This is a genomic window from Pseudomonas sp. AF03-9 (genome assembly GCF_020515815.1).
Lineage (GTDB): Bacteria > Pseudomonadota > Gammaproteobacteria > Pseudomonadales > Pseudomonadaceae > Aquipseudomonas.
Map to the genome: position 1 here is coordinate 158,703 of NZ_JAHPJF010000001.1, position 25,394 is coordinate 184,096.

The 25,394-nt window shown below is 61.4% G+C and carries 21 protein-coding genes; 11 read left to right on the forward strand and 10 right to left on the reverse strand.

The window, feature by feature from the left end; genetic code table 11:
• Positions 1 to 122 precede the first annotated feature (122 nt).
• The 8 genes from betA (at position 123) to yccS (ending at position 12,609) form a co-directional block, all read left to right on the forward strand.
• Positions 123 to 1,826 (forward strand): choline dehydrogenase, encoded by a 1,704-nt coding sequence (betA, locus tag LIY36_RS00730; RefSeq protein WP_226454522.1) that lies wholly within the window; start codon positions 123 to 125, stop codon positions 1,824 to 1,826.
• A gap of 215 nt (positions 1,827 to 2,041) precedes the next feature.
• Positions 2,042 to 3,484, forward strand: a complete 1,443-nt coding sequence (locus LIY36_RS00735; protein ID WP_226454523.1) for a TldD/PmbA family protein — start codon at positions 2,042 to 2,044, stop codon at positions 3,482 to 3,484.
• Positions 3,484 to 4,800 carry a TldD/PmbA family protein gene (locus LIY36_RS00740; protein WP_226454524.1) on the forward strand — a complete coding sequence of 439 codons (1,317 nt, stop codon included), beginning with the start codon at positions 3,484 to 3,486 and terminating at the stop codon, positions 4,798 to 4,800. Before LIY36_RS00735 ends, LIY36_RS00740 begins: the two co-directional genes overlap by 1 nt.
• Before the next feature lie 290 nt (positions 4,801 to 5,090).
• The gene (locus LIY36_RS00745) at positions 5,091 to 5,939 is read left to right on the forward strand and encodes an alpha/beta fold hydrolase (RefSeq protein ID WP_192299902.1); all 849 of its coding nucleotides are present in this window, start codon (positions 5,091 to 5,093) and stop codon (positions 5,937 to 5,939) included.
• A 37-nt stretch (positions 5,940 to 5,976) separates the two neighbouring features.
• Positions 5,977 to 7,404, forward strand: a complete 1,428-nt coding sequence (gene mdtD, locus LIY36_RS00750; protein WP_226454525.1) for a multidrug transporter subunit MdtD — start codon at positions 5,977 to 5,979, stop codon at positions 7,402 to 7,404.
• A gap of 130 nt (positions 7,405 to 7,534) precedes the next feature.
• Positions 7,535 to 8,872 carry an ATP-dependent RNA helicase DbpA gene (dbpA, locus tag LIY36_RS00755; RefSeq protein ID WP_230412671.1) on the forward strand — a complete coding sequence of 446 codons (1,338 nt, stop codon included), beginning with the start codon at positions 7,535 to 7,537 and terminating at the stop codon, positions 8,870 to 8,872.
• A 159-nt stretch (positions 8,873 to 9,031) separates the two neighbouring features.
• Positions 9,032 to 10,210, forward strand: a complete 1,179-nt coding sequence (locus tag LIY36_RS00760; RefSeq protein ID WP_192299905.1) for an NAD(P)/FAD-dependent oxidoreductase — start codon at positions 9,032 to 9,034, stop codon at positions 10,208 to 10,210.
• A 215-nt stretch (positions 10,211 to 10,425) separates the two neighbouring features.
• Positions 10,426 to 12,609 carry a YccS family putative transporter gene (yccS, locus tag LIY36_RS00765; protein ID WP_226454526.1) on the forward strand — a complete coding sequence of 728 codons (2,184 nt, stop codon included), beginning with the start codon at positions 10,426 to 10,428 and terminating at the stop codon, positions 12,607 to 12,609.
• Between the two features lie 104 nt (positions 12,610 to 12,713).
• On the opposite strand, the gene LIY36_RS00770 is transcribed toward yccS, so the two are convergent.
• A complete protein-coding gene (locus tag LIY36_RS00770; RefSeq protein WP_226454527.1) occupies positions 12,714 to 13,451 on the reverse strand; it encodes a substrate-binding periplasmic protein in 738 nt (245 codons plus the stop codon).
• A 177-nt stretch (positions 13,452 to 13,628) separates the two neighbouring features.
• On the opposite strand from LIY36_RS00770, the gene LIY36_RS00775 reads away from it, so the two are divergent.
• Positions 13,629 to 14,081, forward strand: coding sequence for a GNAT family N-acetyltransferase (locus LIY36_RS00775; protein ID WP_226454528.1), 453 nt, complete (start codon positions 13,629 to 13,631; stop codon positions 14,079 to 14,081).
• A 121-nt stretch (positions 14,082 to 14,202) separates the two neighbouring features.
• Here the strand turns inward: LIY36_RS00775 and LIY36_RS00780 are convergent, their stop codons facing one another.
• Genes LIY36_RS00780 through LIY36_RS00790 form a run of 3 tightly spaced genes read right to left on the reverse strand, consistent with a single transcriptional unit; the run spans position 14,203 to position 17,164 of the window.
• On the reverse strand, positions 14,203 to 14,499 hold the full coding sequence (locus LIY36_RS00780; RefSeq protein WP_192299909.1) for a winged helix-turn-helix domain-containing protein: 297 nt from the start codon (positions 14,497 to 14,499) through the stop codon (positions 14,203 to 14,205).
• Between the two features lie 19 nt (positions 14,500 to 14,518).
• Positions 14,519 to 15,019, reverse strand: a complete 501-nt coding sequence (locus tag LIY36_RS00785; RefSeq protein WP_017735682.1) for a M48 metallopeptidase family protein — start codon at positions 15,017 to 15,019, stop codon at positions 14,519 to 14,521.
• A 42-nt stretch (positions 15,020 to 15,061) separates the two neighbouring features.
• Positions 15,062 to 17,164 (reverse strand): putative bifunctional diguanylate cyclase/phosphodiesterase, encoded by a 2,103-nt coding sequence (locus LIY36_RS00790; protein WP_226454529.1) that lies wholly within the window; start codon positions 17,162 to 17,164, stop codon positions 15,062 to 15,064.
• Positions 17,165 to 17,476: 312 nt separating this feature from the next.
• Here LIY36_RS00790 and LIY36_RS00795 point away from each other — a divergent pair, with 312 nt between their 5' ends.
• Both LIY36_RS00795 and LIY36_RS00800 read left to right on the forward strand, forming a co-directional pair.
• Positions 17,477 to 18,142 carry a polysaccharide lyase family 7 protein gene (locus LIY36_RS00795; RefSeq protein ID WP_226454530.1) on the forward strand — a complete coding sequence of 222 codons (666 nt, stop codon included), beginning with the start codon at positions 17,477 to 17,479 and terminating at the stop codon, positions 18,140 to 18,142.
• A 233-nt stretch (positions 18,143 to 18,375) separates the two neighbouring features.
• Positions 18,376 to 18,804, forward strand: a complete 429-nt coding sequence (locus LIY36_RS00800; RefSeq protein WP_226454531.1) for a hypothetical protein — start codon at positions 18,376 to 18,378, stop codon at positions 18,802 to 18,804.
• 57 nt (positions 18,805 to 18,861) lie between these two features.
• Here LIY36_RS00800 and fba read toward each other — a convergent pair whose 3' ends face one another.
• The 6 genes from fba to tkt form a co-directional block, all read right to left on the reverse strand.
• Positions 18,862 to 19,926 carry a class II fructose-bisphosphate aldolase gene (gene fba, locus LIY36_RS00805; protein ID WP_192299913.1) on the reverse strand — a complete coding sequence of 355 codons (1,065 nt, stop codon included), beginning with the start codon at positions 19,924 to 19,926 and terminating at the stop codon, positions 18,862 to 18,864.
• Between the two features lie 214 nt (positions 19,927 to 20,140).
• Positions 20,141 to 20,473 (reverse strand): MliC family protein, encoded by a 333-nt coding sequence (locus tag LIY36_RS00810; RefSeq protein WP_192299914.1) that lies wholly within the window; start codon positions 20,471 to 20,473, stop codon positions 20,141 to 20,143.
• Positions 20,474 to 20,520: 47 nt separating this feature from the next.
• Complete coding sequence (locus LIY36_RS00815; RefSeq protein WP_192299915.1) at positions 20,521 to 20,748, reverse strand: hypothetical protein; 228 nt, start codon at positions 20,746 to 20,748, stop codon at positions 20,521 to 20,523.
• A gap of 29 nt (positions 20,749 to 20,777) precedes the next feature.
• Positions 20,778 to 21,941, reverse strand: coding sequence for a phosphoglycerate kinase (locus tag LIY36_RS00820; RefSeq protein ID WP_192299916.1), 1,164 nt, complete (start codon positions 21,939 to 21,941; stop codon positions 20,778 to 20,780).
• 17 nt (positions 21,942 to 21,958) lie between these two features.
• Entirely contained in the window at positions 21,959 to 23,014 is a 1,056-nt protein-coding gene (gene epd / locus LIY36_RS00825) for an erythrose-4-phosphate dehydrogenase (RefSeq protein WP_192299917.1), read from the reverse strand.
• 159 nt (positions 23,015 to 23,173) lie between these two features.
• Positions 23,174 to 25,171 carry a transketolase gene (gene tkt / locus LIY36_RS00830; RefSeq protein WP_192299918.1) on the reverse strand — a complete coding sequence of 666 codons (1,998 nt, stop codon included), beginning with the start codon at positions 25,169 to 25,171 and terminating at the stop codon, positions 23,174 to 23,176.
• Between the last annotated feature and the right edge of the window lie 223 nt (positions 25,172 to 25,394).

Here is a 25,394-nt window from a genome sequence, read left to right on the forward strand (position 1 = left end):
GTATTGCCTGTGAGTGCCCTATCGCAGGCAAGCCAGCTCCCACACTTGGAATGCGTTCCCCTGTGGGAGCGGGCTTGCCCGCGATGAGGCCCGACCTGACCATCTCCAAAGAGGGTGCATTTATGTCCCAAGAATACGACTACATCATCGTGGGTGCCGGCTCCGCCGGTAACACCCTGGCGACCCGTCTGACCGAAGACGAAGGCGTCACCGTCCTGCTGCTGGAAGCCGGCGGCCCGGACTACCGTTTCGATTTCCGTACGCAAATGCCAGCCGCGCTGGCGTTCCCACTGCAAGGCCGCCGCTACAACTGGGCCTACGAAACCGATCCAGAGCCACACATGGATGGCCGCCGCATGGAATGTGGTCGCGGCAAGGGCCTGGGTGGTTCTTCCCTGATCAACGGCATGTGCTACATCCGTGGCAACGCCATGGACTACGACAATTGGTCGAAGCTGCCAGGCCTGGAAGACTGGACCTACCTCGACTGCCTGCCGTATTTCCGCAAGGCCGAAACCCGCGACATCGGTCCTAACGACTGGCACGGCGGCGATGGCCCGGTCAGCGTGACCACGCCAAAGGCCGGCAACAACCCGCTGTTCCACGCCATGGTCGAAGCCGGCGTGCAGGCCGGTTACCCGCGTACCGAAGACTTGAACGGCTACCAGCAAGAAGGCTTCGGCCCGATGGACCGTACCGTCACGCCTAAAGGCCGTCGCGCCAGCACCGCACGCGGTTACCTGGACACCGCCAAGAAGCGTTCGACGCTGACCATCGTCACCCACGCCCTCACCGACAAAGTGTTGTTCGAAGGCAAGCGTGCGGTCGGCGTGCGTTACCTGATCGGTGCCGCCGAAGAACGCGTCGAAGCCCGCGCCCGTAAGGAAGTGCTGGTATGCAGCGGTGCGATCGCTTCGCCGCAACTGCTGCAACGCTCCGGTGTCGGCCCGGCCAAACTGCTGGAAAGCCTCGACATCCCGGTGGTCCACGACCTGCCCGGCGTCGGCGAGAACCTGCAGGACCACCTTGAGCTGTACCTGCAATACGCGTGCACCCAACCCGTGTCGCTGTACCCGTCGCTGCTCTGGTACAACCAGCCGGCGATCGGTGCCGAGTGGCTGTTCAACGGCACCGGCATCGGCGCCAGCAACCAGTTCGAAGCGGGCGGGTTTATCCGTACCCGTGAAGAATTCGAGTGGCCGAACATCCAGTACCACTTCCTGCCGGTGGCGATTAACTACAACGGCAGCAACGGTGTGAAAGAACACGGTTTCCAGGCGCACATGGGGTCCATGCGTTCGCCGAGCCGTGGGCGCATCCAGCTGAAGTCGAAGAACCCGCGCGACTACCCGAGCATCCTCTTCAACTACATGGCCACCGAACAGGACTGGCAGGAATTTCGCGACGGCATTCGCCTGACCCGTGAAATCATGCAACAGCCGGCCCTGGACCCGTACCGTGGCCGCGAAATCAGCCCGGGCATCGACGTGCAAACCGATGAACAGCTCGACAAGTTCATCCGCGAGCACGCCGAGACTGCGTTCCACCCGTCCTGCTCGTGCAAGATGGGCACCGACGAGATGGCAGTCGTGGACGGCGAAGGCCGTGTACACGGCATGCAAGGTCTGCGTGTGGTGGATGCGTCGATCATGCCGATCATCACCACTGGCAACCTGAACGCGCCGACGATCATGATCGCCGAGAAAATCGCCGACAAGATCCGTGGCCGCCAGCCGCTGCCACGCAGCACTGCCGACTACTACGTGGCCGGCGATGCGCCAGTGCGTGGCAAGCCGCTGCGTGAAGTGGGCCCTACCGCGCAGTAACTGAGACACCGCGTCGCCTGTATCGCAGGCAAGCCAGCTCCCACAGTTGACCGAGTTCGTCTAAATAACTCGATCACCTGTGGGAGCCGGGCTTGCCCGCGATGAGGCCCGACCAGACACCACAAAACCACCCGCCTACACTTTCCTTGATCAGCTCCCAGCCCAGGCCTACTCTGTCCGCCTGCCCGCGACGAGCCGCCCACAAGGAAGGCCCCATGTTTGATAAACACTCCATCCTCAAACAGCACTTCAGTGCCCTGCGCTCCTGCGCCGAATTCTTCTCCCTGCGCTACGTGCGCGAATCCGGCCACTACCTGGCCGTGCGCAAGAACGTCGCCGAACCGCCGCACCTGAACCACGACGAGGGCGCCATGCTCACCGTGCGCGTCAACGGTGTGGAAGCCTACGCCGCGACCAACGACATTTCCCTCGCCGGCCTGCAAGCCGCCCTTGAGCGCGCCGAACAGCAAGCCCGGCAGATCGCTGCCCACGCCCTGCTCGACCTGCGCGACCAGCCGGTGTCCAGCGACGTGGCCGACTACCTGTCGCCCGATCTCGAGCAAGCCTTCCCGTCCTTGAGCGACTGCTACCAACTGCTCGGCGATGAATCCGCTGCGGTGCCCAAAGACGAGCGCCTGGTGAACTGGGAAGTCAGCCTGGGCCTGACCCACGTCGAGCAGATCTACCTCAACACTGCCGGTGCCGAACTGCGCCAGGCCCAACGCTTCGTGTTCCCCGGCGTCAACGTCACCGCCTACGACGGCCACGACAGCCAGACCCGCACCCTGGGCGGCAGCAACTTCGGCCAGCAAGGCGGCTTTGGCGTGATCAGCCGCTTCGGCCTGGTCGGCGCCGCGCCGCGCATTGCCGATGAAGCCCTGCAACTGCTGCTCGCGCCAAATACGCCCAATGGCCCGCGCGACCTGCTGTTGATGCCCGACCAGATGATTTTGCAAATCCACGAATCCATCGGCCACCCACTGGAACTGGACCGCATCCTTGGCGACGAGCGCAATTACGCCGGCACCAGTTTTGTGAAGGCCAGCGACTTCGGCCATCTGCAATACGGCTCACCGCTGCTCAACGTGACCTTCGACCCGCAGATCCCCGAGCAACTCGCCAGTTACGGCCATGACGACGACGGCACCGCCGCCAGCAAGCAATTCCTGATCCGCGAAGGGTTGTTGCTCAAGCCGCTGGGCGGTGCGTTGTCGCAATTCCGTGCGGGCATGCAAGGCGTGGCCAACAGCCGCGCCAGCAGCTGGAACCGCGCGCCCATCGACCGCATGGCCAACCTGAATATCGAGGCGGGTGACAAGAGCCTGTCGCAGATGATTGGCGGCATCGAAAACGGCATCCTGATGTCGACCAACCGTTCATGGTCCATCGACGATGCGCGCAACAAATTCCAGTTCGGCTGCGAATGGGGCCAACTGATCGAAAACGGCGAGCTCAAGGGCGTGGTGAAAAACCCCAACTACCGGGCAATTTCCGCGCAGTTCTGGCGCAACCTCAGCGCCGTCGGCGATGCCAGCACCTTCAAGGTGTTGGGTACGCCGAACTGCGGCAAAGGCGAACCCAACCAGGTGATCCGCGTCGGCCATGCGTCGCCGGCCTGTGTGTTCAGTGATGTCGATGTATTTGGGGGAGATGCCTGATGAACGACTTCAAGGCACTGGTGGAATGGCTCAAGCAGGCCATCACCGACAACGAACAGTTTCATTTGGGCTACGCCGCCGAAGCGTCCGAGTTCGTACGTTTCAACCACGCCAAGGTGCGCCAGGCCGGGCAGGTGCAGCAGGCCAGCGTCACGCTCAAGCTGATCAACGCTGACCGCCACGCCGACCTGAACATCACCCTCGCCGGTGCACCGCAACTGGACCGCCAGCGCCTCGCCGATGGCTTGCAACAGTTGCGCGAAACCCTGCCGCTGCTGCCGCCAGACCCGTACCTGCTGCTGAACCACAACGCCTGGCAAAGCCGCAACGAACAGGCACAGCCATTGCCAGCGCTGGCCCAGGTGCTGGACGACATCAGCCGCGCCGCCGACGGCGTGGACCTGGTTGGCTTCTACGCCGCCGGCCCGATCAGCCGTGGTTTTGCCAGCTCTTCGGGGGCGTTCGGCTGGCACCAGGCCAATAGCTTCAACTTCGACTTCAGCCTGTTCCACGCCAATGGCGAAGCGGTGAAAGCCAGCTACGCCGGGCACACCTGGGACAGCAAAGCGTTTGCCGCACGCTTGCAACAGGCCCGCGAGCAACTCGAGTTCCTTGGCCGCCCACTGCACAAGCTGGCACCGGGGCAGTACCGCGCCTACCTCGCTCCGGCGGCCATGGAAGAAATCATCAGCATCATCACTTGGGGCGGTTTTTCCGCCCAGGCCATCGCCAGCAAAAGCAGTTCGCTGCAAAAACTGTATGCCGGGGAACAATCCCTGAGCCCGCTGGTGACGGTGGATGAGCGCATCAGCGGCTCCCTGAGCGAAGCGTTTTCCAGCGAAGGCTATCCGCGGGGCGATGTCACGCTGATCAACGCGGGCCAGGCCGCAGGCGAGCTGATCAACTCGCGCAGCGCCGCCGAGTACGGCCTGAGCACCAACGGCGCAAGCCGTGACGAAGCGCCGAGCGCCTTGCAGATGGCGGCGGGCAACCTGGCCCAGGCCGACATCCTCAAGAGGTTGGGCACCGGTTTGTACATCAGCAACCTGTGGTACTTGAACTACTCCGACCTGCCGGCGGCGCGCCTGACCGGCATGACGCGCTTTGCGACGTTCTGGGTAGAGGACGGCGAGATCAAGGCACCGGTGAGTACCATGCGCTTTGATGACAGTGTGTACAGCTTGCTCGGTTCGCAGTTGGAGGCGCTGACGGCGGAGCGGGAGTTGCTGCTGTCGCCGAGCACTTACAGCCAGCGCAATACCTCATCCAACCTGCTCCCGGGCGCCTTGGTCAAACGCCTGACCTTGACCCTCTAAACACAACACCCCCCCTGTGGGGTGCGGGCTTGTGTGGGAGCGGGCTTGCTCGCGAATACGGTGGGTCAGTCAACTCATTCAGTGACTGACACACTGCTTTCGCGAGCAAGCCCGCTCCCACACAAGCCCACTCTCACATTGCACTGTGCAGGTTTCTGATACCTCGCTTAGCACCTTCCTACCGCAAAATCCCATCTCGCACTTGTTCCCCCGTGCTCTGTTGTCCCCTGCAAAAAACCTCGCTATAACGGTTAGTGGCATACCGCCACCCACAGGAAGTGAGCGTTGACATGGACCACGGAAGTTTCGTCATCAACAAGCTGTTCAAGCACTACAACGTTCACGTTGAGCAACTGGGCAACGACCCGCAGAAAGACACCGTATTGATGGTCAATGGCGCGCTGTCCACCACCCGCTCGTTCGCCCGCACCAGCAAGTGCCTGGCCGAGCATTTCAATGTGTTGTTGTTCGACCTGCCCTTCTCGGGCTATTCCCGCGAACACAACACCGACCTGGATCTGGTGACCAAGGACGATGAAGTCCAGATGCTGCGCGCCCTGGTGGAGCGCTTCGAGGTCAACCATCTGGTGTCGGCCTCCTGGGGCGGCATCTCCACGCTGCTGACCCTGGCGCACAACCCGCCATCGATCAAAAGCTCGGTGGTGATGGCCCTGGCGCCAGACCTCAACAGGGCGATGCTCGATTACGTGGAGCGCGTGCGCGTGCTGATCGAGGCGGATGACAAATCCGCCGTCGGCCATCTGCTCAACGAGACGGTGGGCAAATACCTGTCGCCTCGGCTCAAGCGCAATAACCATCGGCACCTGTCGACCATGGCCACCACCGAATACCGCCAGGCGCGCTTTCATATTCATCAGGTGCTGGCGCTGGGCGATGGCAATTACCTGCCGGAACTCAAGAAGATTGAAACGCCGGTGCACTTCATCAACGGCGCGCTGGATGAATACACGCCGGCCGCCGAGGCGCAGGTATTCAAGCAGTATGTGGGGCGCAGCAGCTTTGCCGTGGCCGAACATACCGGGCACTTGCTCGACCTCGAATCCAGTGAGGCCGCCGCGGCGGTGCACCGTGAACTGCTGGATTTCCTGGTGGGAAAACGCACGACGGATGGCGCATAATCGCCGACACATAGCCTGCTAACAAAAAGGGTTTTCTATGCCGAATCGCGTCCCGCTCGATGCCAAGACCGCCCGCTGGCTCCCCTGGGTGGTGGCGATTGCCTTCTTCATGCAGTCGCTGGACGGGACGATTCTGAACACGGCACTGCCGGCCATGGCCCGGGACCTGGCGGAAAACCCACTGCGCATGCAAGGCGTGGTGATCGCCTACATGCTCACCGTCGCCTTGCTGATCCCGGCCTCGGGCTGGATCGCCGACCGCTTCGGCACCAAGAAAATCTTCTTTGGCGCGATCATGCTGTTCAGCATCGGTTCGCTGCTGTGCGCGCTGTCCAGCAGCCTGAGCATGCTGGTGGGCGCGCGGGTCATCCAGGGCTTGGGCGGTGCGTTGATGCTGCCGGTCGGGCGACTGGTGGTACTGCGCGCCTACCCGCGTTCCGAGCTGGTGCGGATCATGGGCTTTATCACCATCCCCGGCCTGCTTGGCCCGCTGCTCGGCCCGACCATGGGCGGCTGGATGGTGCAATACCTGACGTGGCACTGGATCTTTTTGATCAACCTGCCGGTGGGCATGATCGGTTGCTACGCCGTGTGGAAATTCATCCCCGACCTGCGCGGCAGCGAGCGCACTCGCTTTGATAGCCTGGGTTTCTTGCTGTTTGGCGCGGCAATGGTGCTGATCACCATCGCCATGGAAGGCCTGGGCGAACTGCACCTGCCGCACCTGCGGGTGATGTTGCTGCTGTTCAGCGGGCTGGCGTGCCTGGCGGCGTACTGGCTGCGCGCCGGGCATATCGATAACCCGCTGTTCTCGCCGGTGCTGTTCAAGACGCGCACCTTTGCGGTGGGCATCCTCGGCAACTTGTTTGCGCGCCTGGGCAGCGGCGCGCTGCCGTTCCTGGTGCCGCTGCTGTTGCAGGTGGCGCTGGGCTATTCGCCGTCGGAAGCCGGGATGAGCATGTTGCCGCTGGCGGCGGCGGCGATGTTTGCCAAGTCCATCGCGCGGCCGTTGATCGAGCGAGTGGGCTACCGCATCGTGCTGACCGGCAACACCCTCGCGCTGGGCATCATGCTGGCGAGCATGGGGCTGGTCACGGAACACACGCCCTACCCTTTGTTGCTGGGCATGCTGGCGGTGCTGGGGGCAATCAACTCGCTGCAATTCACCGCGATGAACACCGTCACCCTGATCGACCTCGACGACGCCCAGGCCAGCAGCGGCAACAGTTTGCTGTCGGTCGTGGCGCAATTGTCCCTCAGCCTTGGCGTGGCCTGCGCCGGTGCATTGCTCGGCGGGTTCACCGCAGAAACCGGCAACGATGGCGTGGAAAGCGTGCTCGGCGCGTTCCAGCTGACCTTCCTCACCGTAGGCATCATGGCGATGCTGGCGGCGGCGATCTTCCTGCAATTATCGCCAAAAGACGGCAAACGGCTGGCCAGCCCGGAGCAGCACATCGAGCATTAAGTGGCGTCTCGTCTAGAACTTGCGGGGAAAATCCCACAGGGCTGGTACACTGCGCGACATTTTGTTTTGCAGAGCCAGTCCCGTGACTACCATCGCCACCGCTTTTAATACTTTGCCGCTGTCCGCCGCCATGCTGGCTAACCTCGACTCGCTGGGTTATGTCGAGATGACGCAGATCCAGGCGCAAAGCTTGCCGGTGATCCTCAAGGGGCTGGACCTGATCGCACAGGCCAAGACCGGCAGCGGCAAGACTGCCGCCTTCGGCATCGGCCTGTTGAACCCGATCAACCCGCGTTACTTCGGCTGCCAGGCGCTGGTGATGTGCCCGACCCGTGAGCTGGCCGACCAGGTCGCCAAGGAAATCCGTCGCCTGGCCCGTGCCGAAGACAATATCAAGGTCCTGACCCTGTGCGGTGGCGTGTCCCTCGGCCCGCAGATCGCCTCCCTGGAACACGGCGCCCACGTTATCGTCGGCACTCCGGGCCGGATCCAGCAGCACCTGCGCAAGGGTTCGCTGGTGCTGGATGGCTTGAATACGCTGATCCTCGACGAAGCCGACCGCATGCTCGACATGGGCTTCTACGATGCCATCGAAGACATCATCAGCAAGACCCCGGCACGCCGCCAGACCCTGCTGTTCTCGGCCACCTACCCGGTAAGCATCAAGCAGTTGGCCTCCAAGTTCATGCGCGCGCCGCAGCAAGTGAAGGCCGAGGCGTTCCACTCCGACGATCAGATCGAACAGCGTTTCTTCGAGATCTCGCCGGAAGAGCGCATGGATGCCGTGACCAAGGTCCTGGCGCACTTCCGCCCGGCTTCGTGCGTGGCGTTCTGCTTTACCAAGCAGCAAGTGCAGGAAACCGTGGATCACCTGACGTCCAAGGGCATCTCCGCCGTTGGCCTGCATGGCGACCTGGAACAGCGCGACCGCGACCAGGTACTGGCGATGTTCGCCAACCGCAGCACCTCGGTGCTGGTAGCGACCGACGTCGCCGCCCGTGGCCTGGACATCGACTCGCTGGACATGGTGATCAACGTCGAACTGGCCCGTGACTCGGAAATCCACATCCACCGCGTCGGCCGTACCGGCCGTGCCGGTGAGACCGGGATTGCGATCAGCCTGGTGGCGCCGTCCGAAGCGCACCGCGCCCAGGCTATCGAGCAGTTGCAGAAGTCGCCGTTGAACTGGGACCAACTGGACAACCTCAAGCCGCAAAGTGGTGGGCCGTTGCTGCCAGTCATGAGCACCCTGTGCATCGCCGCTGGCCGTAAAGACAAAGTGCGTCCGGGTGACATCCTCGGTGCACTGACGGGTGAAGCCGGGATTCCGGGGGCCCAGGTCGGCAAGATCGCGATTTTCGACTTCCAGGCCTTTGTGGCCGTGGAACGCGGCATCGCCAAGCAGGCGTTGCAGCGTTTGAATGACGGCAAGATCAAGGGCCGTTCGTTGCGCGTGCGCATCCTGTAAAGCTTTCACGCCATACAGAGATCAAAATGTGGGAGCGGGCTTGCTCGCGAATGCGGTGGACCAGTCAACTTATTCAGTGGCTGACACACCGCATTCGCGAGCAAGCCCGCTCCCACATTGGACTGTATTTCAAATCAGCACTTGTATGAGGACACCGTTTTGCGCTCGACCGAAGTTGTGATCATTGGCGCCGGCGCCGCAGGCTTGATGTGCGCACTGACCGCCGCCGGGCGCGGGCGCAAGGTGATGCTGATCGACCATGCCAACAAGGCCGGCAAGAAGATCCTGATGTCCGGCGGTGGCCGCTGCAATTTCACCAACCTGTACACCGAGCCGGCCAACTTCCTCTCGCACAATGCGCACTTCTGCAAATCCGCCCTGGCGCGCTACACCCAATGGGATTTCATCGGGCTGGTGGCCAAGCACGGCGTGCCGTACCACGAGAAAAAACTCGGCCAGCTGTTCTGCGATAACAAGTCCAGCGACATCCTCGGCATGCTGCTCGACGAATGCATCCAGACCGGCGTCAGCCTGCACCTGGACACCTCCATCCAGGAGATCGCCAAAGTCGACAGCGGCTACCAATTGCAGACCACCCTCGGCGAACTGCGCTGCGAGTCCCTGGTGATCGCCACCGGCGGCCTGTCGATTCCAACCTTGGGCGCCACCGGCTTTGGCTACCAGGTGGCCAGGCAATTCGGCCACGAACTGCTGCCGACCCGCGCCGGGCTGGTGCCATTCACCATCACCGACCAGCTCAAGGACTTGTGCGGCGAGTTGTCCGGCACCTCGGTGGATTGCCTGGTCAGCTGCAACGACCAGAGCTTTCGCGAGAACATCCTGTTTACCCACCGCGGCCTGAGCGGCCCGGCGATCTTGCAGATTTCCTCGTATTGGGAACCCGGCGACACCGTGGAGATCAACCTGCTGCCCGACCACGACGCCCACACCTGGCTGCAACAGCAACAGGCCGAGCGTGCGAACAGCGAGCTGAAAACCCTGCTGGGCGAGATCTTCACCAAGAAGATGGCCAACCTGCTGGCGGAAACCTGGTTTGTGTCCAAGCCGATGAAGCAGTACACCCATGCCGAGATTGCCGACATCGCGCAGAAACTCGGCAGCTGGCAGTTGGTGCCAGCCGGCACCGAGGGCTATCGCACGGCCGAGGTAACGCTGGGCGGGGTGGATACGCGGGAGGTGTCGTCCAAGACCATGGAATCCCTGAAAAGCCCTGGGCTGTACTTTATCGGTGAAGTGCTGGATGTGACCGGTCACTTGGGCGGGTTCAACTTCCAGTGGGCGTGGGCTTCGGGCTACGCCGCCGCGCAATACGCCTGACACCACGGTTTCAACCTTTGAAAGGCAATCCCTTGTGGGAGCTGGCTTGCCTGCGATAGCGGTGGTGGATTCACCACCGCTATCGCAGGCAAGCCAGCTCCCACAGGGTTATGGGGTGTTGCTGAAATAATTGCGAGTAGATGTGATCACGACCCTTGCCGTGGCGTCACTGATGCGCCAACTTAACGGCATCGTCCCGGAAGACTCCAGCCTTCATGTCATCGACCTCGTTCAAGCAGTCCCTGCGCCGCCTGTGGGCGCTGGATAAATTCAGCTACAGCATCCGGGTGTTCATCGCCCTCACCGGCAGTATGGCGCTGTGCTGGTATCAGGATGAGATGACCCTGCTGATCCCGCTGTTCCTGGGGATTATCGCCAGTGCCCTGGCCGAGACCGACGACAGCTGGCAAGGCCGCCTCAACGCCCTGGCAGTGACGCTGGTGTGTTTCAGCATTGCCGCGCTATCCGTGGAGTTGCTGTTCCCCTACCCGTGGATTTTCGCGATTTCCCTGGCCCTGGCCACCTTCTGCCTGACCATGCTCGGCGCCCTGGGCGAACGCTACGGGGCGATTGCCTCGGCGACGCTGATCCTGTCGGTGTACACCATGATCGGTGTGGACCAGCGCGGTGGCGCGGTCTCGGACTTCTGGCATGAGCCGCTGCTGCTGGTGGCCGGTGCGGCCTGGTATGGCGCGTTGTCGGTGCTGTGGCAGGCGCTGTTTTCCAACCAGCCGGTGCAGCAGAGCCTGGCGCGGTTGTTCCGCGAACTGGGGCGCTACCTCAAGCTCAAATCGTCGCTGTTCGAACCGATCCGCCAGCTGGATGTGGAAGCGCGCCGCCTGGAACTGGCCCAGCAAAACGGCCGGGTGGTCGCCGCGCTGAATGCCGCGAAGGAAATCATCCTGCACCGCGTGGGCAATGGCCGACCGGGTTCGAAGGTCAGTCGCTACCTCAAGCTGTACTTCCTCGCCCAGGACATCCACGAACGCGCCAGCTCGTCGCACTACCCCTACAACGCCCTGGCCGAAGCCTTTTTCCACAGTGACGTGCTGTTCCGCTGCCAGCGCCTGCTGCGCCAGCAAGGCAAGGCCTGCCAGGCCTTGGCCGAGTCGATCCAACTGCGCCAGCCGTTCATCTATGACGCCAGCTTCGCCGAAGCCCTGGGTGACCTGAACGCATCCCTGGAACACCTGCGCATCCAGAGCAACCCGGCCTGGCGCGGCCTGTTGCGTTCGTTGCGGGCGCTGGCGGCCAACCTGTCCACACTGGACCGCCTGCTCGGCGACGCGAGCAACCCCGATAGCCTGGCCGACGCCACCGACAGCAACCTGCTCGACCGTGCCCCGCGCAACTTCAAGGAAATGTGGACGCGCCTGCGCACGCAGATGACGCCGACCTCGTTGCTGTTCCGCCATGCGCTGCGCCTGTCCCTGGCGCTGACCGTCGGCTACGGCATGCTGCATGCGATCCACGCCTCGCAAGGCTACTGGATCATCCTCACCACACTGTTCGTGTGCCAGCCGAACTACGGCGCCACGCGGCGCAAGCTCGGCCAGCGGATCATCGGCACCGCCATCGGCCTGACCGTGGCCTGGGCGCTGTTTGATCTGTTCCCCAGCCCGCTGGTGCAGTCGATGTTCGCCATCGCCGCCGGCCTGGTGTTCTTTATCAACCGCACCACCCGCTACACCCTGGCCACGGCGGCGATCACCCTGATGGTGCTGTTCTGCTTCAACCAGGTGGGCGACGGCTACGGGCTGTTCCTGCCGCGCCTGTTCGATACCTTGCTTGGCAGCCTGATCGCCGGCCTGGCGGTGTTCCTGTTCCTGCCGGACTGGCAAGGTCGACGCCTGAACAAGGTGCTGGCCAATACCCTGACCTGCAACAGCATCTACCTGCGCCAGATCATGCAGCAGTACGCCGCCGGCAAGAGCGACGACCTCGCCTATCGCCTGGCCCGGCGCAACGCGCACAACGCCGATGCGGCGCTGTCCACCACCCTGGCGAACATGCTGATGGAGCCGGGGCACTTCCGCAAGGAAGCCGATGTGGGCTTTCGCTTCCTGGTGCTGTCACACACCTTGCTCAGCTACTTGTCGGGGCTGGGGGCGCACCGCGAAACGCAGTTGCCGGCCGAGGTGCGCGAGCATCTGATCGACGGCGCCGGCAAGACATTGGCGACGAGCATCGATGAAATCGCCACGGGGCTGGCGAACAAGCAGCCGATTGCGATTCAGAGTGATGCCGAGGAAGCGTTGGCGGCGGAGCTGGAGCAGATGCCGGATGAGATTGATGAGGGGCAGCGATTGGTGCAGACGCAGTTGGCGTTGATTTGTCGGCAGTTGGGGCCGTTGCGGACTCTGGCGGCGCATTTGATCAAAGAGACTGGCGAGGCTTAAATCGCTTTCGCGAGCAAGCCCGCTCCCACATTTGACCGCATTCCAAATGATGTACGCGTTTCAATGTGGGAGCGGGCTTGCTCGCGAAGAGGCCCTTCCAGACACTACATCCCATGCGCCTTCATCAACCGCGCATAACTGCCATCATCCTTCATCCGGGCAATCTCCCGATCAAAACTGGCAACGATCTGCGCGTGTTCGGGGTTCTTCAGGCTCACCAGGATATGCAGGCTGTTTTCACTCAACGGTGTGGGTAGAAACTCCACCGCATTGCGCACCTTGGGCGACTCCCGTGCCAGGTAATAGCGCGCCACATATTCATCCTCCACCGTCAGCCGTACCCGTTGCGCCGCCAGCATGCGCACGGCCATGGCGAAGCTGTGCACCGGGACTTTCTGCAACTGCGCATCGCCGTCGAACGCTGCGGAGTAGGCATAGCCGCGCACCACCGCGATGGGGTACGCGTGCAATTGCTCAAGGTTGTTGAACTCGATAGGGTCGTCGCGTCGCTTGATGAAACGCACGCGGTTGAGCAGGTACTCGCCGGAAAACTGGCCCAGCCGGGTACGGGCATCGTCGTACCAGGCGTTGACCAGCACGTCGTAGCGCCCGTCACCCACGCCCATCAGCGCACGGGCCCAGGGCACCTGCTCGAAATCACTGGCGTAGCCGGCACGGGCCAAGGCCGTGCTGACGATGTCGGTGGCCAAGCCGCCATTGATCAAGGTGGCATCGGTAAAGGGAGGCCAGGCATCCGCCACCAAGCGTAAACGCTGTGCGAACGCCGGCTGGGCCAGCAACAACACTCCAATCAAAGCAACGGCACGAAACAATCGCGGCATGCTCAACATCCTTGGCGGGCCCAGAGGTTCTAACAGTAGCTCAAGATTACACAAAGAAACGGGCGGCGAATGCACCCAATGATGGCAAATTGATTTCACTCACAAAAAATAGCTGATTTAGACACAATCGCTCGTCGCGCTTACTATCCAGAACACCTACTGATAAGAGATTTCGCCATGACAGTCGATTGGGTCTGCAAACATCACACCGACCTGGGCAAGGAGCAGTTGTACGCGATCCTGCGCCTGCGTGGCGAGGTGTTCGTCGTCGAGCAAAAGTGCGTCTACCAAGACATCGACGGGCAGGATCTGGAAGGCGACACCCACCACCTGATGGCCTGGCAGGATGACCAGTTGGTGGCCTACCTGCGCCTGCTGGACCCGGAGTCCCAGGGCGGCGATGTGGTCATCGGCCGGGTGATCGTGGCGCCGGTGGCGCGGGGCACCGGGTTGGGCCACCAGATGATGGAAGAGACGCTCAAGCGGATTGCCGACATCTGGCCCGAGACGCCGATCTTTCTGTCGGCCCAGGCCCATTTGCAGGGGTATTACGGGCGGTATGGGTTTGTGGTGGCGGGAGAGGAATATCTGGAGGATGACATTCCGCATATTGGGATGCGGCGGGTCTGAGGGCCGCATCGCAGGCAAGCCAGCTCCCACATTCTGATTTGTGAATACAGTCAAAATGTGGGAGCTGGCTTGTCGGGTCGCCGCATCGCTGCGATAACGCCAGCCCCTTCACCACAAAACTTCAGGGATACCCCAACACCTGCTTCACCGAAGCCAGATTCCCCGCAATCCACCCCCGATCAATCGCCCCCCAGCTGCGGATCCGATACTGCCCCGCATGATTGCGCGCCCCGTCTTCCTGCTCGAATTCACACACGATGTCCAAGTCGGCCAACGCCGCAATCGTGTCCTGCGCCGTGCGCCGGGGCATGCCGGTGACGTCGGTCAATGCCGGCACATTGCTCGCCAGCCCGCTGTCGATCAGGTACGCCACGTACAGGCGGCGGTAGAAGCTGCTCTTGGTTTTGCTCACATCCATGGTCGGTCGCCTTATGCGGTCAGGGCTTGCCTTGCAGGTCGCGATACGTGAGGTACACCCGCAGGTCGAATTCCACCTGATGGTAGCCCGGCATCATGTAGTCGCAGAGTTTGTAGAACGCCTTGTTGTGGTCCGATTCCTTGAAGTGCGCCAGTTCGTGAACGACGATCATGCGCAGGAACTCCGGCGCCGCGTCCTTGAACAGCGCCGCGATGCGGATTTCTTTCTTGGATTTGAGATTGCCGCCCTGCACCCGTGAAATCGTCGTATGCAGGCCGAGGGCGCGGTGGGTCAGGTCCAGGCGGTTGTCGAACAGCACTTTGTCGATGGCCGGCGCGTTGCGCAGGTGTTCCTGCTTCAAGGCCAGGGCGTAGGCGTACAGGGCCTTGTCGCTCTGCACGGCGTGACGTTCAGGGTAGCGCTGCTCAAGGTAGGCGCCCAACTGGTCCTTGGCGATCAGTTGGCGCACTTGCTCCTGGAGCGCAGCGGGATAGGCCTGGAGGTATTTCAGCGCGGTCATGGGGTCTGCAACAGGGTTCGAATGGCCGCCAGTGTAACGAATTCAGACCTGCCGAGGGTGCGGCCAGCTGGCGACTTCGTCGGCCATCAGCGGTTGCGCAATCAGCGGGCCCTGGGCAAACGCGCAACCATTGGACTTGAGCCAATCCGCCTGCGCCTGGGTGGCCACCCCTTCGGCAACCACCAGCACATCAAAGTGCCCGCACAGTTCGATGATGCTGCGCGCCATCGCCGCATCCCGGGTCGATCCCGGCAGACGGGCGACCAGTTGCGGGTCGAGCTTGAGGGTGTCGAACTCAAGGTCACGCAGATGGGCCAGGGAACAATGGCCGCAACCAAAGTCATCCAGCGCGATGCGCACCCCGATCTGGCGCAGCAGCTTGAGTTGCTTGGCCGACTCTTCCAGGTTGCTGGTCAGGCAGTCTTCGCTGATCTCCACTTCCAGCTGGCGCCCCTGCAATCCATGGCGCTCTACCACCTGCTGCAACTGGGCGGCGAGGTTGGGCATATTGAACTGGTTGCCGCTCAGGCTGACGCTCAGCACCAACTCCGGGTCAAACGTTTGCCAGGCCTGGCGCTGGGCGGCGACTTGCTGGTAGATCCAGGCGCTCAACTGGCTGATCAACCGCGCCTCTTCCAGCAGCGGCAAAAACAGCCCTGGCGGCACATCACCGACACTGGGGTGCTGCCAGCGCAACAACGCCTCGACGCCACGTAAACGCCCGTCCAGCAGTGACACCTGGGGTTGGTACACCAGTGTGAAATCTCTGTTCTCGATGGCCGTGCGCACGCTGTCTTCCAGCATCAGGCGTGAGCGGGCGCGGCCGTTCATGTCTTGATCGTAATAGCGATACTGCTGACGCCCGGCGCGCTTGGCTTCGTACATGGCGATGTCGGCTGCACGCAACAGGCCGCTCAAGTCCGCGCCGCAGTCGGGGAACGTGGCGATGCCGATGCTCACGCCAAGCATCACATCCAGGCCGTCAACCTGCTGGCAGATCGACACGCGCTCGATGAGTTTTTCTGCAATCTTCGCCGCTTGCTCGGGGAATTCCAGCTCCAGCAGCGCGGTGAATTCGTCGCCCCCCATGCGCCCCAGAATGTCGTAGGAGCGCAGGCATGCCTGCATCTGTTCCGAGACCCAACGCAATACACGATCCCCCGCATCATGGCCAAGGGAGTCGTTGACCCGCTTGAAACCATCGAGGTCCAGGTACAGCAGCACCAGCGCGTTCTCGTTGCGTTCGCTGCGCAGTAACGTGCTTTCCACCGCCTGGTAGAAGCCGCGCCGGTTCAGCAGGCCGGTCAACGGGTCGGTCACCGCCTGGAACTCCAGCTGCTGATGCAGGTGGCGCACTTCGGACATGTCCAGCACCGTCACCACCATGGCCTTCTGCTCGGCGGGCAATGGCGCGCTGGACAAGGCCACCGCCACCTGCTGGCCGCGACTGGTGCGCAAAATGGCGTCGTGCTGGCGCCACGTCTCACCTTTGCAGTACGCCTCATACATGGGGAAGCTCAGCCAGGCGGGCACGTGGGGCTTTTGCAGGAAGCTCAGGAAGCTCTCGCCCTGCAACTCGAGCATCGTGGCGTTCAACAACCGCGAAATCGCCGGGTTGGCGTACTGGATCACACTGCCCTCGCCCACCACCAGAATGCCCTCGGCGGCGTTGTCCAACACCGAGGCATTAAAGGCGCGGGCGGACTCCAGGTCATGACTCAGGCGCTGCAAGGCCCGGCGGTTGCGCTGGTGTTCCAGCAACGCCTGGACCTTGGGCTTGAGGATATGCGGGTCAAACGGTTTGAACAGGTAGTCGATCGCCCCGCTGGCATAACCTTCCTGCACGGCGGCGGGCGACTGCGCATTGGCGGTGAGAAAAATAATCGGGGTCATGCGCGTGCGCTGGCTGCCACGCATCAGCCGCGCCACTTCAAAACCGTCCATGCCGGGCATGCGCACGTCCAGCAAGACCAGGTCGACTTCGTGGGCCAACAGTAATTCCAGCGCTTCCATGCCGGACGCGGCGGTCATCACCCGCCAATCTTCACGCTGCAAAAGCGCACGCATGCTGATGAGGTTTTCCGGGTAGTCGTCGACCACCAAAAGAACCGAACTGCCATCGCCGTTGTGTGGAGCGCAATCCATGCTGCTTCTCTTCCTTAAGGTGCAATTCCGGTCATTTTTGAGAGAAAACCCGGACAAACCCTGAGACGTCACTCTAGACCCGGTTCCTGAAAATCAGAAGTGACGTGGATGCCATGATAGACGCAAAGTTCAGTCAGCCGACTAACGGTCAACCGCTACAGCCCGCGGTTCATGGGAAACATGGCTTTTTGACATTTCGCTGACGCCAATAAGTTGCCAACCAGTGTTTAACAACCGGACAAGCACCGCCTATAAAGAACTTGTCTGGCCTCCGGGCCAAAGCTTTCACCCCTCTGTAAAAAGGCCTACGCCATGATCGACCTCTCTACCTGGAACCTGAGCATCCCTGTCGGCTCCCCACCTGCGACCATCGATACGCCAAAGCTGATGAGCGGCTTTAACGATCAATACTTCCAGGCCGAAGGCAGCAACGTGCAGTTCTGGACCCCCGTGACCGGCACCCGCACCGAAAACGCCATCTACCCACGCAGCGAACTGCGCGAAACCTACGCCGATGGGCGCTTGCGCAACTGGACCTACCCGGATGCGGACAACTTCCTGCGCGCGACCCTGGCGGTCAATCAAGTGCCATCCTCGGGCAAGATCGTGATCGGGCAGATTCACGCCTACGACAGCCAGAAACCGCTGATCAAGCTGGAGTATCAATTCAAGGAGAAGACCCAGACCGGCAACATCGTCGCCAAAGTGCGCATGCGCCCGGATGAGGATGAAGGGCGGGTAGTGATCGTCGCTTCGAATGTGCCGCTGGAGAAGAGCTTCACCTACGTGATCAATCTGAATAAGGCAGGGTTGCTCAGCGTGTATGCCGCGGATGGCGAGTGGAACGAACGCATTGGTGCGGCGTGGGGGGCGAAGCCGTTGTATTTCAAGGCGGGGGCGTATGTGCAGGACAACAGTGGAGATAGCAAGGAAGGCGCGAAGGTGACCTTTGCAAAGTTGGATATTGATCACGACTGAACACCGACACCCTGTCAGCACGGTTTTTTTCATTCTTCAGCACACTGGGGAATGGAAAAAACCATCGATATAGCCAACTTCTATAAAACACTGTCAAGTTTCACAGGTGGAGGGCACATCAACTCCCTTTAGACTTGGCACACGGCACCGCACTCAGATCACAACGTCGGACGCAGTTGAGTGACTGAGCCAGAGATTGCCCTACCGATAGCCACGTTACCCCGGAGTAGTTGATGCCCAGCTTAATTACTATTGCTCAAGCTCCTGTCTCTGGATTTTCATCGGGCAACCAACCCAAAATATATAACGCGGTACCGCCTGGGAGTTTTTTCACCGGCCCTCAGACTTTGCCGGTAGTCAGTATCAATATCAGGTATCTCGTCCTCTATCACCTGCTCGACATAGACACCCGGATCAATGACACGATCACCTATTACTTGTACCCGGTTCCCTCTGCCGGTTTCCCCACGGTGACTGTTATCACCACGCTGCTGACCCCTGCCCTCTTGCAGGCATTCATTACCAATAAACGCGAGCACTACGAGGCGGAGGTACGGTTCAAATTCGGCTTACCTGGTATCTACGATATTTATTTCGAACAGACAAACGCATCCGGAACTTACACTGTCATCTCGCAGAATCTACGTTTCACTGTTGTTTGAATCAGCAGGCACGAAAAAGCCCGCATCGCTGCGGGCTTCTTTTCAAACGCTCGGGGCTTAGTTGACCTTGGCGTTCAACTCACCTTTCAAATACCGCTGGTACATCGCTTCCAACGAGATCGGCTTGATCTTCGAAGCATTACCGGCAGTACCAAACGCTTCATAACGCGCGATACACACATCACGCATCGCAGTCACCGTGGCGCCAAAGAACTTACGCGGGTCGAACTCGCTCGGGTTGGTGGCCATCAGGCGACGCATCGCACCGGTGGACGCCAAACGCAGGTCGGTGTCGATGTTGACCTTGCGCACGCCGTGCTTGATGCCTTCGACGATTTCTTCAACCGGTACGCCGTAGGTTTCTTTGATGTCGCCGCCGTACTGGTTGATGATCGCCAGCCATTCTTGCGGCACCGAGGAAGAACCGTGCATCACCAGGTGGGTGTTGGGGATGCGCTTGTGGATTTCCTTGATGCGGTCGATAGCCAGCACGTCGCCGGTAGGTGGCTTGGTGAACTTGTAGGCGCCGTGGCTGGTGCCGATGGCGATGGCCAGGGCGTCGACCTGGGTCTTCTTGACGAAGTCAGCGGCTTCTTCCGGGTCGGTCAGCATCTGGCTGTGATCCAGCACGCCTTCGGCGCCGATGCCGTCTTCTTCGCCGGCCATGCCGGTTTCCAGGGAACCCAGGCAGCCCAACTCGCCTTCAACCGACACGCCGCAGGCGTGGGCCATGGCGACGGTTTGTTGAGTAACGCGTACGTTGTACTCGTAGTCGGTCGGGGTCTTGCCGTCTTCGCCGAGGGAGCCGTCCATCATCACCGAGCTGAAGCCCAGTTGGATGGAGCGCTGGCACACGTCAGGGCTGGTGCCGTGGTCCTGGTGCATGCACACCGGGATGTGCGGGAATTCTTCGATCGCGGCAAGGATCAGGTGACGCAGGAACGGCGCGCCGGCGTATTTGCGGGCACCGGCCGAAGCCTGGACGATCACGGGGGAGTCGGTCTTGTCAGCGGCTTCCATGATGGCGCGCATCTGCTCAAGGTTGTTGACGTTAAAGGCTGGGACGCCGTAGCCGTATTCGGCTGCGTGGTCCAGCATTTGACGCATGCTGATAAGTGCCATTGTGTTGTCTCTCCCGGTCGAGGGTCGTTAATCGTGCAAGCCTGCCGTAGCGGCGGCTGCTATTCAAGTTATTGCCGGTCAGGGTTTGCATGCCTGGCCTGCTGAATCGTTATTGCTGATTGGATTTAACCCATCTCAATTTGAAACGGGGTCAATGTGGGAGCTGGCTTGCCCGCTCCCACATTTGGATCTCATTTGTCTTGAGATCGAGTTCTTACTGGGCCTTGCAGCCACGGCCGATCAAATCGTCGGTGGCGACCCAGTAAACCAGGCCTTCCTCACCTTTTGTGTGAAACGCCAATTGGTCGTTGGCGTACAGCGCACCCGAGGCGGCGACGTCTTGCTTGAGGCGGTAGACTTGGTCAGAACCGCCGAGGCGTACGTCCACCTCACTGCGGGCTGCATTGGCAAAGCGCCAGTTGACCTCGGCCTTGCTGTCGCAGGTCCAGGTGGTCCACTTGTCGGCAGGCTCTGCCTTGTTGAACATGTTCATGCTGCTGCAGCCGGCCAACAGGGCCAGGGCTGCCAGGGCGAAAACGCCTTTCATTGCCAATCCTCGTGAGGCGACCAACGGCCGCCAATTGATCAGACCCGTCAAGGACAACCCTGTTCCTGACCGTTGGGCGCAGCGTCGTATTTCTCCAGCCGTTCATTGCCGATGCGCTTGTTGATCACCGGCATGGTCTCGGCTTGCCAGTCAGCCTGGTAGCAGCTTTTTTTCGGCTGCGCCCCAGGCGTTCCGGCCTCGGACGCCGCGTTCGGCGTGCTGCCGCAGCCGGCCAACAGGCCCGCTGCGATCACCAGTGCCAACGTCTTGATCATGGGAATGCTCCTTTTCCGGATCACGCGCCTTAGCCTTTGGCCCGTGTTTCCAGCACTTCAACCGCTGGCAGGACTTTGCCTTCGACGAACTCGAGGAACGCGCCACCCCCGGTAGAAATGTAGGAGATCTGATCAGCAACGCCATATTTATCGATGGCCGCCAGGGTGTCGCCACCGCCGGCAATCGAGAACGCCGAGCTCTCAGCGATGGCCTTGGCCAGCACCTTGGTGCCGTTGCCGAACTGGTCGAACTCGAATACGCCGACCGGGCCATTCCACAGGATGGTCTGGGAGGCTTTCAGCAGTTCGGCGAAATTGGCCGCGGTTTGCGGACCGATGTCCAGGATCATGTCGTCGGCAGCCACGTCTGCGATCAGCTTGACGGTGGCTTCGGCGCTCTCGGCGAATTCCTTGGCGACGACCACGTCTACCGGCAATGGCACGCTGACTTTAGCGGCGATGGCGCGGGCGGTGTCGAGCAGGTCCGGCTCGTACAGCGACTTGCCCACCGGGTGGCCGGCGGCGGCCAGGAAGGTGTTGGCGATACCGCCGCCAACGATCAGCTGGTTGCAGATCTGGCTCAGGCTGTTGAGCACGTCCAGCTTGGTGGAGACTTTGGAACCGGCAACGATGGCCGCCATCGGTTGCGCCGGCGCGCCCAGGGCCTTGCCCAGTGCGTCCAGTTCAGCGGCCAGCAAAGGGCCCGCAGCGGCGACTTTGGCGAACTTGGCCACGCCGTGGGTCGAACCTTCGGCACGGTGAGCGGTGCCGAATGCGTCCATCACGAACACGTCGCACAGCGCTGCGTATTGCTGGGCCAGTTCGTCGCTGTTCTTTTTCTCGCCCTTGTTGAAGCGCACGTTTTCGAACAGCACGATGTCGCCGGCTTTAACGTCGACGCCAGCCAGGTAGTCAGCCACCAGCGGCACCTCGCGGCCCAGGGCCTTGCTCAGGTAATCGGCTACAGGCTTGAGGCTGTTTTCGGCGGAGAACTCACCTTCGGTCGGACGACCCAGGTGGGAGCAGACCATCACGGCCGCACCTTTTTCCAGGGCCAGCTTGATGGTCGGCAGCGAGGCCAGGATTCGCGCATCGCTGGTGACAACACCGTCCTTGACTGGGACGTTGAGGTCTTCGCGGATCAGTACGCGCTTACCTTGCAGATCGAGGTCGGTCATCTTCAACACGGTCATGGGTCGCAGTTCCTGAATTACTGTTGAGGTTGTTTGGAGGCGATGTGCAGATAGTGTCCTGCAACATCCAGCATGCGGTTGGCAAAACCCCATTCGTTGTCGAACCAGGCCAGGATGTTCACCAGCCTCGGGCCGGAAACGCGGGTCTGGCTGGCATCGACAATCGCCGAATGCGGGTCATGGTTGAAATCACAACTGGCGTGGGGCAACTCGGTGTAGGCCAAAAGGCCTTTGAGCGGGCCGCTGGTGGCGGCGTCGCGCAGGATTCGGTTGACCTCCGTCGCATCGGTGTCGCTCACGGTCTGCATGGTGATGTCCAGGCAAGACACGTTCACCGTCGGCACCCGTACGGCTTTGGCCTGGATTCGCCCGGCAAGTTCCGGCAGCAGTCGCTCGATACCACGCGCCAGGCCGGTAGACACCGGAATCACCGACTGGAACGCCGAACGCGTACGACGCAGGTCTTCATGGTGGTAGGCGTCGATCACCGGCTGGTCGTTCATCGCCGAGTGAATGGTGGTGATCGACACGTAGTCCACACCAATCGCCTGATCCAGCAGGCGCAACAACGGCACGCTGCAGTTGGTGGTGCAGGAGGCGTTGGACACCAACAGCTCCGCACCGGTCAGGCAATCCTGGTTGATGCCGTAGACGATGGTGGCGTCGACATCCGCCTCGCTGGCCATCGGCTGGGAAAACAGCACACGCGGCGCGCCGGCGTCGAGAAAACGCTGGCCATCGGCACGGGTGTGATAGACACCGGAACACTCCAGCACCAGGTCGACGCCCAGTGCTTTCCAGTCGATGCCTTCGGGGGTGGCACTGCGCAGGACCTGCACGCAGTTGCCATTAATATGCAGACAATCGCCCTCGACCCGCACTTCGCCTGGGAAACGGCCGTGGGTGGAGTCAAAGCGTGTCAGGTATTCGACGCTGGCCATGTCGGCCAGATCGTTGATCGCAACAATTTCAAACCCGGCAGCCGCCCCTCGCTCGAACAGAGCACGCAAGACGCAACGACCAATGCGGCCGTAGCCGTTGAGTGCAACTTTGTAGGGACGCGGTTGAGGCATGGGGTTCTCGATTACCTTGGGTAGAGGGGTGACTGTTAGACCGCTTTCGCGAGCAAGCCCGCTCCCACATTTTGACCGCATTCTCATGCTGGAACTCGGTCAAGTGTGGGAGCGGGCTTGCTCGCGAAGGCGTCAGTACAGCCACCCCAATTTACAGCCTTAGTCTTCCAGCAGCTCTTCAGCCTGACCCAGGATGTTGTCCAGGGTGAAACCGAACTCTTCGAACAACGCTGGCGCCGGCGCCGACTCACCGTAGGTGGTCATGCCAATCACGCGGCCTTCCAGGCCCACGTACTTGTACCAGTAGTCGGCGTGAGCCGCTTCGATGGCGATACGCGCGCTGACCTGCAACGGCAGGACCGATTGCTTGTAGCTGGCGTCCTGGGCATCGAACACGCTGGTGCACGGGATCGAAACCACACGCACCTTGCGGCCTTGCTCAGTCAGCTTGTCGTACGCCTGAACGGTCAGGCCCACTTCGGAACCCGTGGAGATCAGGATCAGCTCCGGCTCGCCAGCGCAGTCCTTGAGCACATAACCGCCACGGGCGATGTCGGCGATCTGCGCGTCGGTACGCACTTGGTGTTGCAGGTTCTGACGCGAGAAGATCAGCGCCGAAGGGCCGTCCTTGCGCTCGATGGCGTGCTTCCAGGCCACGGCGGATTCCACCGCGTCGGCTGGACGCCAGGTGTCAAGGTTCGGCGTGGTACGCAAGCTGGTCAGCTGCTCGACCGGCTGGTGTGTCGGGCCGTCTTCGCCCAGACCGATGGAGTCGTGGGTGTAAACGTGGATCACGCGCTTCTTCATCAGCGCAGCCATACGCACGGCATTGCGTGCGTACTCCATGAACATCAGGAAGGTCGCGCCGTAAGGCACCAGGCCGCCGTGCAGGGACACGCCGTTCATGATGGCGCTCATGCCGAACTCACGTACGCCGTAGTACATGTAGTTGCCGCTGGCGTCTTCCGCCGTCACGCCCTTGCAGCCTTTCCACAGGGTCAGGTTGGAACCGGCCAGGTCGGCCGAACCGCCGAGGATCTCCGGCAGCAGCGGGCCAAAGGCGTTCAGGGTGTTCTGGCTGGCTTTACGGCTGGCGATGGTCTCGCCCTTGGCCGCGACTTCGGCGATGTAGGCCGAGGCTTTTTCCGAGAAGTCGGCAGGCAGGTCACCGGCCAGACGACGTACCAGCTCGTTGGCAAGCTCCGGGAACTCGGCGGAGTAGGCCGCGAAACGCTGGTCCCACTCGGCTTCGGTCGCCAGGCCTTTTTCCTTGGCATCCCATTCGGCGTAGATGTCGGCCGGGATTTCGAACGGGCCGTGGTTCCATTTCAGCGCAGCACGGGTCAGGGCGATTTCCGCGTCACCCAGTGGGGCGCCGTGGCAGTCTTCTTTACCTTGCTTGTTCGGCGAACCGAAGCCGATGGTGGTCTTGCAGCAGATCAGGGTCGGCTGTGCGCTCTTGCGAGCGGTGTCGATGGCGGTCTTGATCTCTTCCGGATCGTGGCCGTCGACGTTGCGGATCACCTGCCAGTTGTAGGCTTCGAAACGCTTCGGGGTGTCATCGGTGAACCAGCCTTCGACTTCGCCGTCGATGGAGATGCCGTTGTCATCGTAGAAGGCGATCAGCTTGCCCAGGCCCAGGGTGCCGGCCAGGGACGCGACTTCGTGGGAAATGCCTTCCATCATGCAGCCATCACCCAGGAACACGTAGGTGTGGTGGTCGACGATGTCGTGGCCAGGGCGGTTGAATTGTGCGCCCAGGACTTTTTCCGCCAGCGCGAAGCCAACCGCGTTGGCCAGGCCTTGGCCCAGGGGACCGGTGGTGGTCTCGACGCCTGGGGTGTAGCCGAATTCCGGGTGACCCGGGGTGCGGCTGTGCAGCTGGCGGAAGCTCTTGAGGTCATCGATGGTGACGTCGTAGCCGGTCAGGTGCAGCAGCGAGTAAATCAGCATCGAGCCGTGGCCGTTGGACAGCACGAAGCGGTCACGGTCGGCGAACGATGGATTGCTCGGGTTGTGTTTCAGGTAGTCACGCCAAAGTACCTCGGCGATATCCGCCATGCCCATCGGGGCACCGGGATGGCCGCTGTTGGCTTTTTGCACGGCATCCATGCTGAGGGCACGAATGGCGTTGGCACGCTCACGACGGCTGGGCATCGCTGATCTCCTGGGGTTTGAATAAAAAGAAACGGAAAAAAGGACCGGCATTTTCCCTCAGCCACCGCCTGCGGGCAATGACAGATAGTCACTTGAGCGGTTTTTCCTGCCCTTTGTGCGCCAATCCCTTGCAGAAATCGGCCACCCGTTCGTCTAAAGGCTGGAGTGCTTGCTTATGACCGCCACTTATCGATCAATATCAAAACTTTTTGATATTGACCTT

Coding starts and splice junctions, on each gene's coding strand:
- betA (WP_226454522.1), top strand. CDS start 123: ATGTCCCAAGAATACGACTACATCATCGTGGGTGCCGGCTCCGCCGGT.
- LIY36_RS00735 (WP_226454523.1), top strand. CDS start 2,042: ATGTTTGATAAACACTCCATCCTCAAACAGCACTTCAGTGCCCTGCGC.
- LIY36_RS00740 (WP_226454524.1), top strand. CDS start 3,484: ATGAACGACTTCAAGGCACTGGTGGAATGGCTCAAGCAGGCCATCACC.
- LIY36_RS00745 (WP_192299902.1), top strand. CDS start 5,091: ATGGACCACGGAAGTTTCGTCATCAACAAGCTGTTCAAGCACTACAAC.
- mdtD (WP_226454525.1), top strand. CDS start 5,977: ATGCCGAATCGCGTCCCGCTCGATGCCAAGACCGCCCGCTGGCTCCCC.
- dbpA (WP_230412671.1), top strand. CDS start 7,535: ATGCTGGCTAACCTCGACTCGCTGGGTTATGTCGAGATGACGCAGATC.
- yccS (WP_226454526.1), top strand. CDS start 10,426: ATGTCATCGACCTCGTTCAAGCAGTCCCTGCGCCGCCTGTGGGCGCTG.
- LIY36_RS00770 (WP_226454527.1), bottom strand. CDS start 13,451: ATGCCGCGATTGTTTCGTGCCGTTGCTTTGATTGGAGTGTTGTTGCTG.
- LIY36_RS00775 (WP_226454528.1), top strand. CDS start 13,629: ATGACAGTCGATTGGGTCTGCAAACATCACACCGACCTGGGCAAGGAG.
- LIY36_RS00780 (WP_192299909.1), bottom strand. CDS start 14,499: ATGGATGTGAGCAAAACCAAGAGCAGCTTCTACCGCCGCCTGTACGTG.
- LIY36_RS00785 (WP_017735682.1), bottom strand. CDS start 15,019: ATGACCGCGCTGAAATACCTCCAGGCCTATCCCGCTGCGCTCCAGGAG.
- LIY36_RS00790 (WP_226454529.1), bottom strand. CDS start 17,164: ATGGATTGCGCTCCACACAACGGCGATGGCAGTTCGGTTCTTTTGGTG.
- LIY36_RS00795 (WP_226454530.1), top strand. CDS start 17,477: ATGATCGACCTCTCTACCTGGAACCTGAGCATCCCTGTCGGCTCCCCA.
- LIY36_RS00800 (WP_226454531.1), top strand. CDS start 18,376: ATGCCCAGCTTAATTACTATTGCTCAAGCTCCTGTCTCTGGATTTTCA.
- fba (WP_192299913.1), bottom strand. CDS start 19,926: ATGGCACTTATCAGCATGCGTCAAATGCTGGACCACGCAGCCGAATAC.
- LIY36_RS00810 (WP_192299914.1), bottom strand. CDS start 20,473: ATGAAAGGCGTTTTCGCCCTGGCAGCCCTGGCCCTGTTGGCCGGCTGC.
- LIY36_RS00815 (WP_192299915.1), bottom strand. CDS start 20,748: ATGATCAAGACGTTGGCACTGGTGATCGCAGCGGGCCTGTTGGCCGGC.
- LIY36_RS00820 (WP_192299916.1), bottom strand. CDS start 21,941: ATGACCGTGTTGAAGATGACCGACCTCGATCTGCAAGGTAAGCGCGTA.
- epd (WP_192299917.1), bottom strand. CDS start 23,014: ATGCCTCAACCGCGTCCCTACAAAGTTGCACTCAACGGCTACGGCCGC.
- tkt (WP_192299918.1), bottom strand. CDS start 25,171: ATGCCCAGCCGTCGTGAGCGTGCCAACGCCATTCGTGCCCTCAGCATG.